Genomic DNA, 14758 nt, shown 5'->3' on the forward strand with positions numbered 1-14758 from the left:
CCGACACATCGAGTTCATCGCCCGTACCCTTTTCGGAAATTTTCACCGCCGGGCGCGCTCCTAGGATTTCGGCGTGCCCAAGCTTTCCGTGATCGTGCCGTTCTACAACGTCCAGCAATACGCTCCGGACACCCTCCGAAGTCTTCTCCTGAACGCCCGCCCGGATTTCGAGTTCGTCCTGGTCGACGACCGTTCGAAGGACGGGACGCCCGCCATTCTCGAACGGGCCGCCGAAGAGCTGTCGAAGGTCGCCGAGGTGCGTCTGATCCGTCATGAGGAGAACGGGGGGCTCGCCACCGCGCGCAACACCGGACTGGATGCCGCGCGGGGCGAGTACCTGACGTTCCTGGACGGCGACGACTGGCTCGCGCGCGGCTATCTGACCGGTCTGGTCACCGCGATCGAGGAGCTGGGCTGCGACTTCGTGCGCGTCGACCACGTGCAGGCCACCGCGCGCGCCCGCACCCTGGTGCGGCATCCGCACGGGCTGCGGGGGGAGGTGCTGAACCCGCGCGAGGCGATCCTGCCCGCGGACCGCTCGACGTCGGTGGACTACCCCTACGCCTGGGCCGGCGCCTACCACCGCCGTCTCGTCGACCGGGGGCTGCTGCACTTCACCCACGGGCTGCGGACCGCCGAGGACCGGCCGTGGATCTGGAAGCTGCACCGGGAGGCGGAGTCGTTCGCCGTGCTGAACCTGCTCGGCGTGTTCTACCGGCGCGGGGTCGCCTCCTCCCTCACCCAGATCGGCGACGCCCGCCAGTTGGACTTCATCCGCGCGTTCGACCAGGTCGTCGAGGAGACCGCGCGGGACCCCGAGGCCGACCGGCTGCTGCCCAAGGCGGTGCGCACCTACTGCGCGATCATCGCCCACCACCTGGGCGAGATCGAGAAGTTCGAGCCGCAGGTGGCCAGGCAGCTGCGCACGATGAGCGCGGCGGCCGTCAGGCGCCTGCCGCAGGAGCTGCTCGCCGAGGTCCTGGACACGATGGACCTGGAGCGCTCGTCGACCCTGCGCCGGCTGCGCCGCAGGATCCCCTCCTCACCGACCGGCACCCCGAAGGCGGCCGCCTGATGCCCCGTACGACCCAGATCTTCTGCGCCTCCACGCTGTACGGCGCCGCCACGCTGGCCGCCGCGCTGGACTCGGGCGGTTTCCCCGCGGCGGACCGCCGGCTGCTGCTGGTGTGCAACAACACCACGACCCCGGAGACCACCCCGGCCGTCGACGAGATGCCGGGCTTCGCCCCGCTGCGGGACCGCTTCGACGCGGTGCTGTCCTGGAACGAGGCGATCAGCCCCTTCCATCCGGGCGCCTGGGCACCGCGCCCCGACGACGCGCCGCTCCTGGAGCGCTATCTGCGCCTGCTGTGGGGGCTCGGCGAGGACCGGGTGGAGCTCGTCCTGGAGTCGATCCAGGTCAACCCCGCGCAGGCCGTCGCGCAGGTGTTCCCCGGAGCGCCCGTCGACGTGTACGCCGACGGCCTGATGAGCTACGGGCCGACCCGCAACAAGCTCGACCCGCTGATCGGCACGCGCGTGCGCCGGCTGCTCCACCTCGCCCTGGTGCCGGGGCTGATGCCGCTGCTGCTCACCGAGTTCGGGGTGCCCGCGCGGACCGTGCCGACGAGCGCCTTCCTGAAGGTCCTCGACGAGATCGGCGGGGCCGTGGCGGACCTGCCCGCGCTGCCCGAGGGCGCCGCGCTGCTGCTGGGCCAGTACCTGTCGGCGCTCGACATCCTCACCGTCGAGGAGGAGGAGGACCTGCACCTGCGGATGATGCGGGGGGCGGTCGCCCGCGGGCACCGCGCGGTGGTGTTCAAGCCGCACCCCACCGCACCGGCCCGCTACAGCCGGGTCCTGGAGGCCGAGGCCGGGAGGCTGGGCGTCGACCTCACGGTGCTGGACACGCCGGTCCTCGCCGAGGTCCTGTTCGCCGGGGCCCGGCCGGCGCTGGTGGTGGGCTGCTTCTCCACCGCCCTGTTCACCGCGTCGACGTTCTACGGCCTGCCGGTCGCCCGCATCGGCACCGAGCGGCTGATGGACCGGCTCGCCCCGTACCAGAACAGCAACCGGGTGCCGGCGGTACTGGCGGACGCGCTGCTGCCGGACCTGGAGGACGGCGAGGGCGAGACGCCCGTCCCCGAGGAGTCGCTGACCGACCTGGTCAGGACGGTGGGCTACGTGATGCAGGCCCAGATCCACCCGGGTCTGCGGCCGGAGGCCGAGCGGTACCTGCGCACCCGTCTCGGGCCGCGCACCAAGCGGTACTTCAAACGCCGTCGGCTCACCGCGCTGGGGCTGCCGGGCGGCATCCCGGCGCGGCTGTCGTTCCTCCCGCACAACTCCACCGCGCGCCGGGTGGTGCGCCGGGCCAGGGCGCTGCGCAAGGCGGTACGCCGGACGAAGGCGTCGGGCAAGGCGGTCCGGCGGGTCTGAGCGGCGCGTCCGGGAAGGGCGGCCGCGGAAAAGGCACGGAAAGGGCGGGCGCGGGCTTCGGGGCTTCCGGGCTTCCGGGCTTCCGGGCTTCCGGGCTTCCGGGCTTCCGGGGACGCGTGCCTCCCGGACACGCGGCCGCGTCCCCGAACACGTCCGATGTTCACCGAGAGTTCGATCCGGATGGCCCGCTCGGGGAATGCCGGTCGTATTTCATTCACCCCGTGCGCATCGCTGTGTTTGTCGAGAACCGCAATGGCGTCGGCCTCGCCTCGGAGATCCTGCGGGCCGAGGGAGCCGACGCCCACTCGTTCCATCTCCTCGGTGCCGACCGGGACGGAAGAATCGTCGGATGGACCGAGGAGGAGGCCGCCGCCCGGTGCGGCGGGCCGACGGCACACGCCCTCTTCGCGGGGGACGAGGAGCTGAGCGACGCCGATTTCCTGGAGGAGTTCGGTCACCGCGTGCGCGCCTTCGTGGAGAGGGAGCGCATCGACCGGCTGGTGCTCTTCGAGGACCTGTCGCAGCGCAGCCGGCGGCTGGCCGGCGTGCTGGGCCGCACGCTGCCGCTCGTCCTCGTCCAGGACCGCCACCTCGACTTCCACCACCGCAGGACCGGCACCGGCCGGCGCGACCAGATCTGGTACTACGGCTCCTCGTCCCCGGCCGCCGTCTGCGTCTGGGGGCCGGCGACCGCGCACCACCTGCTGTTCCGCTCCGCCGGCGCCGCCCCTGCCGTCCACATCACCGGGGCCCTCGGCCACAGCGACGACCCGGCCCTGCTGCGGGCCGCCCGCTCCGCCACCCACCGGCACGGCAGGAAGCCCGGTGAGCCGCTGCGCGTGATGGTGATCGACCAGCCGCCGGGCACGTCGTCGCGCGAGGAGCACCGCGAACAGCTCACCCGGCTGCGCGAGGCGCTCGCCGAGTTCGGCGAGGTCGAGGTCGGGCGGCATCCCACCGCGCTCGACGGGTACGACCTCGCGGTCACGTTCTTCGCCCCGGCCCACCTCCAGGCGCTGCGGGCGGGCACCCCGCTGGTCCTGTTCAGCCCGCCCGCGCTGAACACCGTCTTCCCCACGATCGGCCACCCGCTGCTGCGCAACGTGGGCACGCTCGGCGAACTCGTCGACGTGGTCGCCCGCCTCAAGCGCTCGGGCGAGTTCGCGGCCAACGCGCACGGCGAACCCGTCGAGCACTTCCTCGCCTTCCACGACGACGTCGCCGGGCGGGTGCTGCGCGTCGTCGAGGAGGCCGCCGTACCGGCCGAACCGCCGGCCCCGCGCTGGTCCGCGGCGGACGGCGGGGCGGGGGCCGGGCTGTCGCGGGCCGAACGGGCGCTGCGCGCCGTGCGCGGACGGACGGCACGGCCGCGCTCGCTGGCGGTGCTGGGCCTCGGCTTCGACTACGTCACCGGCGTGGCGATCCCCGTCCTCACCTACACGCGGGAGCTGCTCGCGCACAGTCCGGTCGACATCCGCTACTTCGACCTGGAGGCCTACGACCGCTGCGAGGACGTCCTGGCGGACCTGGCGGACGCCGGGGTCGTCCTGGTCAACAGCCTGGCTCCGTTCTGGCGTTCGCCGCTGGCGGGCGAACTGGTCGCGGAGTTGCGGAAGCGGGGCAGGCCGGTGGCGCTGTACGCCCACGAGACCGAGTACGTCATGGACTTCGAGGGCTCGCGCAACCCGCTGCGGCACCAGGAGCTGATCGGCCTGCTGCCCGGCCTGAAGGTGCTGTGCGTGTCGCACGCCCAGGCCGACATGTTCCGCGGGCTGGGGGTGAGCGATCCGGTCGTGGTCTACAACACGGTTCCCCGCGACGCCCGGCGCGTCCGCGCCCGGCGCACGCCCGGTGCGCGGCCGCGCGTCGTGATGGTCGGTTCGATGCAGGACCGCAAGGGCCTCGACCTGTTCTCGCGGGTCGCCGAACTGGCTTGCGCGCAGGGGCTGTCGTGGCGTTTCGCGTGGATCGGCCAGCGGACGTGGCGCATCGGCCCCTCGACCCTGCTGTCGGACCGGGTCGAGTGGCTGGGGGCGCTCTCGCGCGACCGTGTGCGCGAGGAACTGGCCGCCTCCGACGTCTTCTTCCTCTCCAGCGTCGACGACCCGATGCCGCTGTCCGTGGTCGAGGCGGTGCAGCAGCGGCTGCGGACGGTCACCTACCACCGGGTGGGGTCGCGGGAGGTCCTGGAGGGCGTGCCCGGCTACCGTTCCTTCGCCGCGTACACGCCCGAGGCGGCGCTCGACGCGCTGCGCCGGGCACTGGACGACGAGGTCTCGGAGACCGGGTACGCGGACGTGGAGGAACTCTTCGACGTCGCGGCCTTCACCGCCCGGATGACGACGGCACTGGACCTGCCGGGCCCCGGCGAGCCCGTACGGCGCCCGGCCGGCGACGACGGGGCGGGGACCGACGACGGGGCGGGGACCGACGGCGGGGTGGCCGGCGGCGGGGCGGGCGCGGACCCCGCGGTCTCGCGGTTCTCCGCGGCACTGTCGCGGCAGGGTGGTCACCTCATCGAGGACTTCGTCCGGCACGTCACGGCGGGCCGCGAGGAGGACGCCCTGCGGGTGGGCGCCGAGATCCTGCGCCGACGGCAGCCGGTGGACGTCCTCGTCGGCATGGCGGAGATCAGGGCGGGCCGCGGCGAGGCGGACGAGGCGTGCCGGCTGCTGTCCGCGGCGGCGGTCGCGGGCGGCGACCGGGCCCAGGTCTGGACGGAGATCGCACGGGTCGCGGACCTGCTCGGCGCACGGGGCCGCTCCGTCCGGCAGTTCGCGCGCAGGGAGTCGGCCCGCATCCGGCTCGGCGGCCGCGCGGCCCGGCTGCTGAAGCGGAACTGACGCCGCGGTGAACGCGGGACGACGGATGGACAAAGGCCGTCCCGCCGAACAAAAGACCTTCTGATCAGGCTCTAGGATCCCCGTTGACGACTCTCCGGTGATCCGATCGTCTCCGGTCAGGAGCGTGCGCAAGAAGAACCCACGGGGCACTGCGAGGGATACCAGCGTGACCGAAACGGTCGTGAGCACATCGAAGCCTCAGCCCGACGCGGCTGTGTCCGTCCAGGAGCCGGGTGCCGTGCCCCCGTCCGCACCGGCCCGCCGGGAGGGCGGCCGGCTCCGCGCGCTGGACGGACTGCGGCTGGTCGCCGCGCTGATGGTGGCGGTGTACCACTACGCCGGCCGCGGCGGCTACGTCACCGAGGCCTGGGGCACGTCACCCGAGCACCAGTTCCCCACCCTGCACACGGTCGCCGCCTACGGGTGCCTGGGGGTCCAGGTCTTCTTCGTGATCAGCGGGTTCGTGATCTGCATGAGCGGCTGGGGCAGGTCCCTCACCTCGTTCTTCGCCTCCCGCGCGTCCCGGCTGATGCCGGCCTACTGGGTCGCCGTGCTGCTGGTGACGGCGGTGTTCGCCCTGCCCCCGGTGGTCTACGAGGCCGTGTCGCCGAGCGACGCCCTGCTGAACCTGACGCTCCTCCAGCAGCCGCTGGGCGCGGACCGGGTGCTCGGCGTGTGCTGGACGCTGTGGGTGGAGATCCGCTTCTACGCCCTGTTCGCGCTGTGCATCGTCCTGCCGGGGGCGAACCGCCGCCGGATCATCATGTTCTGCGCGGGCTGGACGCTGGCCGCCGCCATCGCGCAGGCCGCGCACCAGCCGCTGCTCGACCTGGTCCTGATGCCGGAGTACGCGCCGTTCTTCATCGGCGGCGTCGGCCTCTACCTCGTCCACCGCGACCGCCGGGACGCCTACGCCTGGGGCATCGTGGCCGTCAGCTTCCTGATCGGCCAGCACTACGCGGTGGGCGAGCTGTGGAACGCCTCGGACCCGGACGCCTTCGCCCACCGCACCACCACCGGCATCGTCGGCGTGGTCGCGTTCGGGTTCGTCGCCGTGGCGGCGATCGCGCTGGGCCACCTGCGCCGGGCGAACTGGCACTGGCTGACGGTGGCGGGGGCGCTGACGTACCCCTTCTACCTGGTGCACGAGCACCTGGGCTGGGTGGTCATCCGCGTCCTGCACCGCACCCTGGGCCTGCCGGCCGGGGTGGCCTTCGGGCTGACCGTGGCCGCGATGCTGGCCCTGGCCTGGCTGATGAACCGCTTCGTCGAGAAGCCGCTGACCCCGCGGCTGCGCGGGGTGCTGTCCCGGCCGCTCTGAGCCGGGACGGCGCCCGTCCCCGCCCGCCGGACGCCGCGGCGGGCGCCGTGGCCAGGTGGTGCGGCCGGGCATCGCAGCCGGGCGGGATCCCGTCGGGGACGGTCTTCAGGTCCTCGCGGGGATCCCCGCTCCGGCGCGGATCAGAACGCGTCGCTGGGCACGTAGGTGCCCCAGACCTCGCGCAGGGCGTTGCACACCTCGCCGACCGTCGCGCGGGCCCTGAGGGCGTCCTTCATCGGGTAGAGGACGTTGTCCTCGCCCTCGGCGGCCTTCTTCAGCTCGGCGAGGGCCGCGTCGACCGCCCCCTGGTCGCGCTCGGCGCGCAGCTTCGCCAGGCGGGCCGCCTGCTGGGCCTCGATCGCCGGGTCCACGCGCAGCGGCTCGTAGGGCTCCTCCGCGTCGAGCTGGTAGCGGTTGACGCCGACCACGACACGCTCGCCGGAGTCGGTCTCCTGGGCGATGCGGTACGCGCTGCGCTCGATCTCGCCCTTCTGGAAGCCGTGCTCGATCGCGGAGACCGCGCCGCCGAGGTCCTCGACCTTGCCCATCAGCTCCAGGGCGGCGGCCTCGACGTCGTCGGTCATCCTCTCGACGACGTAGGAGCCGGCGAAGGGGTCGACCGTCGCCGTCACGTCCGTCTCGTAGGCGAGGACCTGCTGGGTGCGCAGCGCGAGCCGGGCCGACTTGTCGGTGGGCAGCGCGATGGCCTCGTCGAAGGAGTTGGTGTGCAGCGACTGGGTGCCGCCGAGGACGGCCGCGAGGCCCTGGACGGCGACCCGCACCAGGTTGACCTCGGGCTGCTGGGCGGTCAGCTGCACCCCGGCCGTCTGCGTGTGGAAGCGCAGCATCAGCGACTTGGGGTTCTTCGCGCCGAACTCCTCCTTCATCACCTTCGCCCAGATCCGGCGGGCGGCGCGGAACTTGGCGACCTCCTCCAGGATCGTCGTACGGGCGACGAAGAAGAAGGACAGGCGGGGGGCGAAGTCGTCGACGTCCATGCCGGCCGCGACCGCCGTGCGCACGTACTCGATGCCGTCGGCGAGGGTGAAGGCGATCTCCTGCGCGGGCGAGGCACCCGCCTCCGCCATGTGGTAGCCGGAGATCGAGATCGTGTTCCACTTCGGGATCTCGGCCCGGCAGTACTTGAAGATGTCGGCGATGAGCCGCAGCGACGGCTTCGGCGGGAAGATGTACGTCCCGCGCGCGATGTACTCCTTCAGCACGTCGTTCTGGATCGTGCCGGTGAGCTGGTCGGCGCCGACGCCCTGCTCCTCCGCGACGAGTTGGTACAGGAGCAGCAGCAGCGCGGCGGGCGCGTTGATCGTCATCGACGTGGACACCTTGTCCAGCGGGATCCCGCCGAACAGCACCCGCATGTCGTCGATCGAGTCGATGGCGACGCCCACCTTGCCGACCTCGCCGGAGGCGATCGGGGCGTCGGAGTCGTGGCCCATCTGGGTGGGCAGGTCGAAGGCGACCGACAGGCCCATCGTGCCGTTGGCGATGAGCTGCTTGTAGCGGGCGTTGGACTCCGTCGCCGTGCCGAAACCGGCGTACTGGCGCATCGTCCACGGCCGGCCGGTGTACATCGACGGGTACACGCCCCGCGTGTAGGGGTAGGCGCCCGGCTCGCCCAGCTTCTCCGCCGGGTCCCAGCCGTCGAGGGCGTCCGGCCCGTAGACCGGTTCGATGGGCAGTCCGGACTCAGACTCGCGCGCCATGGTGTGTTGCCTCCCGCTGAACGTTACTCGCCAGTTACCGGCTGGGCCTGCCCGACCCTTCGACGGACTGTAGCGGTGCGCGTGCACCCGGTGGAGGGGAGCACGCTGGGACCTTGCTCACAGAGTCGCTGCGGTCCCCGTCACCACCATGCCGGGTCGTCCGCGCGGCGTCATCCGGGGGCACGCGCGCGGTGGCCGCCGACGGCGCCGGCGGGCGGGCCGGAGGGGACGGCGAAGGACGTGGCGGGGATCGTGGAGCCGCCGGCGCGGGTGCGGAGCGGCTGCCGGGACGTCGTCCCGAGGGGGCTCGGGGGGACCTGGCGGGACTCGGCGGGACTCGGGGAGAGAGGTATGGGGCGCGGGCGGGACCGGGGGAACGTGTCCCGCCCGCGCCAGGTGCACGAGCCGTGGGTACGGGGGGAACCCCGGCTCCGTGCGAAGGCCGATGACCAGTCGGCTCACTGATTACTGCGGCTGGGACGTCGAAAACGTCACACCTCGCGGCCAGAAATTTTTGCGGCGGACGAAACCGCAGGTCAGAGGGGCCGAAGGGCCTCTACTCCTGCGCGTCGCCGTCGCCGGTGCTCCCGTTGCCGTCGGCGTTCCCGTTGCCGTCGGCGTTCCCGTTCCCGTCCTCGTCCGCCTGCGCGCCCTGGTCGGCCTGCGCGCTTTTCTTTCCGCCCCGGTTCTCGCCGGCCTTGCCGGTCGTGCCGTCCGGCTGTCCCGCACCCCGGCCACCGTTCTGGTTGCCGTTCTGGCCACCGTTCTGGTTGCCGTTCTGGCCACCGTTCTGGTTGCCGTTCTGGTTGCCGTTGCGGTCCTCGCTCCGGCCGGCGGGGTCGCCCTCGTCCCGGGTCCTGCCGCCGCCCGGCTCGCCGGAACCCCGGCCTTCGCGGTCGTCGAGGAGGCCCGCGCAGTACGCCGGTACGCGTGCGAGGCCGCCCGCGGCGTGTTCGAGGGCGCGGCGGCGCTCGGCGGCCGGCGTCCGGCCGGCATCCCTCTCCCGGCAGGACGCGGCCAGGTCCTCGGCACGGGCGCCGGAACCGTCCGGATCCGGATCCGGGGTGTCCTGCGTGCCGCCGCCCGGGGCCGCCGAGCCGGTGCCGCCGGGGGAGGCACCGGGGGTGGACGAGCCGAGGGGGCGGTCCGGTCCGGGCGTCGCGGCGGCGGACACCGAGGCCGCCGGGCCCGGTTCGGCGTCGCCGAACGGCGTGGGCAGGAGCCCGGTGCCGGCCGCGGCCGCGACCCCGCCGACCATCCCGACGGTCAGCGCGGCGGCCAGTCCGAGGCGGGCGGGCCGGCTCCAGCGGGGGCGGCGGCCGTGCGGGCGGACGGGGCCGCCGATGCGGACCAGGCCGGCGTCGTCGTCGGCGGGCGCGGGCCGGTACGGGAGCGCCGGCCCGTCGCCGGACGCCGGCTCGCGGGCGGCGGTCCGCCCCGGGAAGGGGGCCGGGCCGGCGTCCGGCGCACGGTCCGCCCGGATCTTGCGGAACGCGGCCAGGGCCGCCGCCTCTCCGGGAAGTTCCTCGTCCTCGCGGACGGGCGGGGCCGACACCGCGGCGAGCGCGTCCAGGGTCCGCGCGAGCCGCTCGGCCTCGCCGCGGTGGGCGGGTGCGACAGCGTTGTCCGCCGTCTCCCCGGCCAGCAGGCGTTCCGCCGTCCCGCGGTCCAGCCAGCGGCCGGCGGAGCGGCCCCCCGCGGGGCCGGCCGGCGGCTCGGTCTTCCCGGCGTGTCCAGTGCCTCCGGCGCCTCCGGCGTCTCCGGCGTCTCCGGGGAAGACACGGCGATCGTCGGCCATCACATGTCCTTCCGCGTCGGCGCCCACACACGCGTCACACCGCCGGACGCCACCGCGCGCCCCCCGGGTGCCCGCTGCGCCGGCAGCGCGTCGAGCACGCCCGCCGTCTCCGGGTCCTCGCCGAGCAGTTCGGCGAGCTTCCTCAGCCCGCGGTGCGCGGCCGTACGTACGGCACCGGGCCGTTTGCCGAGCGTCTCGGCGGCCGTCTTGGCGTCGAGGCCCACCACCACCCGCAGGACGACCGCCTCGGCCTGGTCCTGGGGCAGGCGGGCGATGAGGTCGAGGGTGCGGCCGGTGGCGAGCGCCTCGATGGCCTCGCCCGCGGTGTCGGACTCGGCGGCCCGGCCGGCCAGTTCCGTCTCGTCGCCCACGGCCACGGGCCGGCGCCCGCGCATCCGGATGTGGTCCAGCGCGCGGTTGCGGGCGATCCGGGCGGCCCAACCGCGGAACCGGTCGGCGTCCCCGCTGAACCGCTCCAGGTCACGCGCTATCTGCAGCCAGGCCTCCGAGGTCACGTCCTCGGCATCGGGATCGCCGACCAGGGTGCGGACGTACCCGAGGAGCCGCGGGTGCACCGAGCGGTACACAGCGCGGAAGGCGTTCTCGTCCCCCTGCTGTGCCGCGAGCACCGCGGCGGTCAGCTCCGCGTCGTCCCCCACGTGGTGGTTCCTCGGTCGATGGTGCGGTTCACCGACCGCGGACGGTCGGGCCGCCGATGGTCGCGGCCGCAGTCGGTCACACTGCTCCAGCCCTTCCGCCGTCCGGCGCGAAAGGCACGTTACGACCTGAAACCACCGATCGTCCATGTCCGCACAAGCCGCAACCGACTCGTGACGCGGACACGTGGGCACCGGGTGTGACAGAAAACGCACGCACGGCGCTGTAGGAGGTACGGGTCGCCGCGCGGCCCGTGCCGCGCGACGGCCGGGGCCTCTCCTGTGGGGGGTGGCGGCTCCGGCCGTTGCTTCGGCGGCACCGCCGAGGAGCCGGCCGACCGGCGGTCGCCGGTTCCCGTCCCTACGCCTTCGGCGTCTTCACGGACTGCGGCTGACCGTTCCCGGTGTTTCCGGTGTTCCCCGTGTTTCCGGTGTTCCCCGCCGTCCCGGCTCCGTTGCCGGTGTTCCCCGTGCTCGCCGTGTTGCCGGTGTTGCCGGTGTTGCCTGTGTTCCCCCCGGCGCCCTTGCCCTTGCCGCCGTCGCCGGGTGTCGCCGTGGCCGACGCGGTCCGTGCCGCGCAGTAGGCGGCCACGTCCTCCTCGCCGCCCGCGACGGTGACCAGGCGCTGCCACGCCGTGGCGTCCATCGCCGCGCCCCGGCCCGCCACCCGCTCGTAGGCGCGGCAGTGGGCCTCGGTGTCCCCGGCGGCCGGCGGCCGATCCCCGTTCCCGTCCCCGTTCCCGTCCCGGTCCGCGGTGGCGACGGGGGACGGCGGGGCGGCGGGTCCGGTGCGCCGGCCCTCCGGCGCGCTCGCCGACGACGCGCTCGCCGACGACGTGCCGCGGCCGCCGTCGTCCGCGGTGTCCGCGGGGGAACCGGCCGAGCCGATCGCGGCGACCGCGACGCCGCCGAGGGTGAGGCTCGCCAGGACCACGGAGAGCGTGGCCCGCAACGAGAGGACGGCGTGCCCCCGTCCACGGGGGCGCCAGTCGTCCCGCCGCCGGGTACGGGCGCGGTGCGCGCCGGCGTCCCGCGCGGCCCGGAAGGCGGCGACGGCCTGCCGTTCGCGCTCGGCGGCGCCGGAGGTGTCCCGCAGGGCACGCGTGAGCAGCGCCTCCACCCGGGCGTGACCGCCGTCCGCGCCGGGGACGGGGCGGGCGGGGCGGGCGTGCCGGCGATGGACGTCCTCGCCGCCGCTCATCCGTTCACCCATGTCAGATTCCGCCTGTCGTGCTTGTTCGAGCTCCGCCTCCGGGCGTGTCCGCCGCCCGTGATCCATACGGGCCCCGACCGTCACCGTTCATGTCGACTCCCCCAGCGTCCGGGGGCCGTCATCCGTCACACCCTCGCCGCCGAGCCGGCGCGCGAGCCGTTTCAGGCCCCGGTGGGCGGCCGTGCGGACCGCGCCGGGACGCTTGCCGAGGACACGGGCCGCGGCGGGCCCGTCCAGGCCGACCACGACCCGCAGCAGTACGGCCTCGGCCTGGTCGCGCGGCAGTTCCCGCACCAGTTCCAGGGCCCGCTCGGTGGACAGGGACTCCACGACCTGCTCGTGGGTGTCGTGCCGGCCGGGCAGGTCGAGCACGTCCTGCTCCAGCGTCGCGGCCCGGGGCCGCACGCGCAGCCTGCGCAGGTGGTCCAGGGCCCGGTGCCGGGCGATGGTCGCCGTCCAGCCCCGGAACCCCGCCCCGTCGCCCTTGAACCGCCCGAGGTCGCGGGCTATCTCCAGCCAGGCGTCGGAGGCGACGTCCTCGGCGTCGTCGCCCACGATGCCGCGCAGATAGCCGAGCAGCCCCGGCTGCACGATCCGGTACGCGACCGCGAACGCGGCCTCGTCGCCGTCCTGCGCCCGTGCCACCGCCGCGCCCAGTTCCCCGTCGTACGCCTGTGCGCGCCGGGGTTCCCCTCCCTGGCCCAAGACTGTCCTCGTTCGTGCGGAGTTCGTGGCGGGTGCGTGACGGACGCGCCGCGCACCCGTGCCGGTCGCGTCCTCGCCCCCACGGTCATCAGCGTCGGGCCTCACAGAAGTGTCACAGGACGCCGCCGGCACCGGCTCGGCCCACCCCCGTGGGACCGTGCCGGTGCCGGCCGCGGGTCCCCGGATCAGGCGGCCGCCCCTCTGGCGGGCGTGCCCCTGCCCGGTGTCCGCCGGGCCCTGCCGTGCAGGGTCAGGTAGAAGGTCCGCAGGGAGTCATCGGTGCCGGTGCCGGTGCCGCCCGCCTCGAAGCGGTTCACGACCTTGCCGAGGGGGTTCCAGACCCGCCCGTCCGGCATGCGCACCCCGACGGACTGGCCGAACCAGGCCCGCTGGCGCTCGTCGAGGTCGACCCACACCGCGCCGGCCCTGCGGACCAGCACCTCTCCCACGTACGCCCCGAGTCCGACCAGCGTGTCGTGCGCCCGCTCCCGGCCGGCGCCGCCCTTGCGGAGCCCGTCGACCAGGAAGTCGACGACGCGCAGACTGGCGACGGAGTAGTCCAGCGTCAGCCGGCCGCCCGCCCCGACGCGCGCGACGAACCCGGCCGCGCGGTCCCTCATGCCGTCCGCGTCGTCCATGGCGCCGTTCCTCCCCTCGGGCGGCGGGACCCTCGGGCCGGGTCCCTCCGCCTGCCCCAGCGGACGGGGCCGCGCGGACGTCACGGGTTCCGGCTGTGTCGCTGGTCACACCGGTGGCGAGCGGGGCGCGGTGCCGTGCGGGACCTCGGGAGCCGCCGCGGGCCGCGGCGTGGTCAGGCCCGGTCGGCGCGGGTCGCGTCCCGGCACAGCAGGCGCAGGGAGCCGTGGCCGCCGAAGCAGCGGCGGGCCTCGTCGACCGGGTCCCACAGCCGGCCGTCGAGGGTGCGGACCCAGTGGTCGCCGCCCGTCGCCCACCACTCGCCGCCGGTGTGGCGGACGATCACCTCACCGCCGTACGCCCCGAGCCCGCGCAGCACGTTCTCCACGGCGTCGTACGGCGTGTCCTCGCGGCGCAGCTCGTCGATCACCCGGTCGACGCGCCACAGGCTCTGCGCCGAGTAGTCGAGGTGCAGCCGCGCGCCCTCGCGCAGCGCGGTCACGGCGTCCGCCGCCCACCGCACCGGCCTGACCGCGGCGGAGGGCCGCCCCGCCGCCGGAGTCCCCGGCACGGCGCCCGTCACAGCGCCCGTCGCGGCGCCCGTCGCGTCCTGAGTCACATTCCACGTCGTCACATACGGAACAGCGGGGTCCGCCCGGATTCCGTCACCCCGCGCCCGGCCGTTCCCGGGATCGGCGCCGCACCCCGCCCGGGTCAGCCCCGTCCGCGCGCCCTGCGGGAGACCACCGCCCGCAGCACCCGGCGTCCCTCGACGGAGACCTCCAGGGCCCGGCGCAGCCCGCCCGCCCCGTGCCCGGCCAGCACCTCCAGGACGGTGACCTGGCGGCGCAGCTCCGCGGCGGCCAGCGGCGGCATGTCCTCGGTGCTGCCCGCACGGCGGGAGGCGAGCGGGGCGGGGTCCTCGGCCGGGTCGAGGAGCCGGTGGATCCGCAGCGCGGCGACCGAGCAGGCGTCCGCCCAGGCCCGCAGCTGCTCGGCGGTGCGTTCGGCGGGGGCCGCCGCCAGCATCCGCCGGGCGAGCGGGACGGCCTCGTCGCCGCCGTCGTCGTCGCCGCCGTCACCGGTGATGCCCAGCTTGCCGCGGACCTGTTCCAGCAGTCCGCCCCAGTCGGCCGCGTCGGAGGCGTCCGTGAGGTTCCCCCACAGCGGGCGCAGGATCTCGTCGTCGCCCCCCAGGAGGGGCACGCACCGGTCCAGACAAGCCAGTCCGCTCGCGGCCAGGCCACGCTCGTCGGCCCGGGCGATGAGGTCCACCAGGCTCATGCACGCCTCCCTGTCCAGGGCACCGCACTCACGGAGCCCGCACTTCCCCTTACTGCGTGCGACAGCCGAGGAGTGTCACAGGTGAAGGGAAGAGGCTTTTCGGCCAAGAGTGGCGAGGAGGCCCGCGGCCGGCCCCGCACAG

12 protein-coding genes are annotated in these 14758 nt (G+C 74.5%); 4 read left to right on the plus strand and 8 right to left on the minus strand.

Annotation, left to right across the window (positions count from 1 at the left end):
* Nucleotides 1–73: 73 nt before the first annotated feature.
* The 4 genes from ACZ5FU_RS03790 to ACZ5FU_RS03805 all read left to right on the plus strand — a co-directional run bounded on the left by ACZ5FU_RS03790 (nt 74) and on the right by ACZ5FU_RS03805 (nt 6603).
* Nucleotides 74–1075: a glycosyltransferase family 2 protein gene (locus tag ACZ5FU_RS03790; protein WP_451525231.1), complete on the plus strand. Its 1002-nt coding sequence runs from the start codon at nt 74–76 to the stop codon at nt 1073–1075.
* On the plus strand, nt 1075–2439 hold the full coding sequence (locus tag ACZ5FU_RS03795) for a polysialyltransferase family glycosyltransferase (RefSeq protein WP_451525230.1): 1365 nt from the start codon (nt 1075–1077) through the stop codon (nt 2437–2439). Before ACZ5FU_RS03790 ends, ACZ5FU_RS03795 begins: the two co-directional genes overlap by 1 nt.
* 221 nt (nt 2440–2660) lie before the next feature.
* Nucleotides 2661–5282, plus strand: a complete 2622-nt coding sequence (locus ACZ5FU_RS03800; protein ID WP_468833581.1) for a glycosyltransferase family 4 protein — start codon at nt 2661–2663, stop codon at nt 5280–5282.
* A gap of 166 nt (nt 5283–5448) precedes the next feature.
* Nucleotides 5449–6603 (plus strand): acyltransferase family protein, encoded by a 1155-nt coding sequence (locus ACZ5FU_RS03805; RefSeq protein ID WP_469044352.1) that lies wholly within the window; start codon nt 5449–5451, stop codon nt 6601–6603.
* Nucleotides 6604–6743: 140 nt separating this feature from the next.
* On the opposite strand, the gene ACZ5FU_RS03810 is transcribed toward ACZ5FU_RS03805, so the two are convergent.
* From ACZ5FU_RS03810 to ACZ5FU_RS03845, 8 genes are all read right to left on the minus strand, one after another.
* A complete protein-coding gene (locus ACZ5FU_RS03810) occupies nt 6744–8324 on the minus strand; it encodes an acyl-CoA mutase large subunit family protein (protein ID WP_451775164.1) in 1581 nt (526 codons plus the stop codon).
* Between the two features lie 556 nt (nt 8325–8880).
* A complete protein-coding gene (locus tag ACZ5FU_RS03815; protein WP_469044353.1) occupies nt 8881–10122 on the minus strand; it encodes a hypothetical protein in 1242 nt (413 codons plus the stop codon).
* Complete coding sequence (locus ACZ5FU_RS03820) at nt 10122–10781, minus strand: RNA polymerase sigma factor (protein ID WP_451525225.1); 660 nt, start codon at nt 10779–10781, stop codon at nt 10122–10124. Before ACZ5FU_RS03820 ends, ACZ5FU_RS03815 begins: the two co-directional genes overlap by 1 nt.
* 358 nt (nt 10782–11139) lie before the next feature.
* Complete coding sequence (locus ACZ5FU_RS03825) at nt 11140–11991, minus strand: hypothetical protein (protein WP_468833591.1); 852 nt, start codon at nt 11989–11991, stop codon at nt 11140–11142.
* Between the two features lie 87 nt (nt 11992–12078).
* Nucleotides 12079–12696: an RNA polymerase sigma factor gene (locus ACZ5FU_RS03830; RefSeq protein WP_451525223.1), complete on the minus strand. Its 618-nt coding sequence runs from the start codon at nt 12694–12696 to the stop codon at nt 12079–12081.
* 185 nt (nt 12697–12881) lie between these two features.
* A complete protein-coding gene (locus ACZ5FU_RS03835) occupies nt 12882–13334 on the minus strand; it encodes a hypothetical protein (RefSeq protein WP_451525222.1) in 453 nt (150 codons plus the stop codon).
* Between the two features lie 173 nt (nt 13335–13507).
* Nucleotides 13508–13903, minus strand: a complete 396-nt coding sequence (locus ACZ5FU_RS03840) for a hypothetical protein (protein ID WP_469044729.1) — start codon at nt 13901–13903, stop codon at nt 13508–13510.
* Between the two features lie 143 nt (nt 13904–14046).
* Nucleotides 14047–14616, minus strand: a complete 570-nt coding sequence (locus ACZ5FU_RS03845; protein WP_469044354.1) for a hypothetical protein — start codon at nt 14614–14616, stop codon at nt 14047–14049.
* Between the last annotated feature and the right edge of the window lie 142 nt (nt 14617–14758).

The organism is Streptomyces sp. NPDC031554 (genome assembly GCF_055580685.1).

Bases quoted from the DNA above. Each gene is read 5' to 3' on its own strand.
- ACZ5FU_RS03795 (WP_451525230.1), top strand. From the start codon at position 1,075: ATGCCCCGTACGACCCAGATCTTCTGCGCCTCCACGCTGTACGGCGCC.
- ACZ5FU_RS03810 (WP_451775164.1), bottom strand. From the start codon at position 8,324: ATGGCGCGCGAGTCTGAGTCCGGACTGCCCATCGAACCGGTCTACGGG.
- ACZ5FU_RS03815 (WP_469044353.1), bottom strand. From the start codon at position 10,122: ATGGCCGACGATCGCCGTGTCTTCCCCGGAGACGCCGGAGACGCCGGA.
- ACZ5FU_RS03825 (WP_468833591.1), bottom strand. From the start codon at position 11,991: ATGGGTGAACGGATGAGCGGCGGCGAGGACGTCCATCGCCGGCACGCC.
- ACZ5FU_RS03835 (WP_451525222.1), bottom strand. From the start codon at position 13,334: ATGGACGACGCGGACGGCATGAGGGACCGCGCGGCCGGGTTCGTCGCG.
- ACZ5FU_RS03845 (WP_469044354.1), bottom strand. From the start codon at position 14,616: ATGAGCCTGGTGGACCTCATCGCCCGGGCCGACGAGCGTGGCCTGGCC.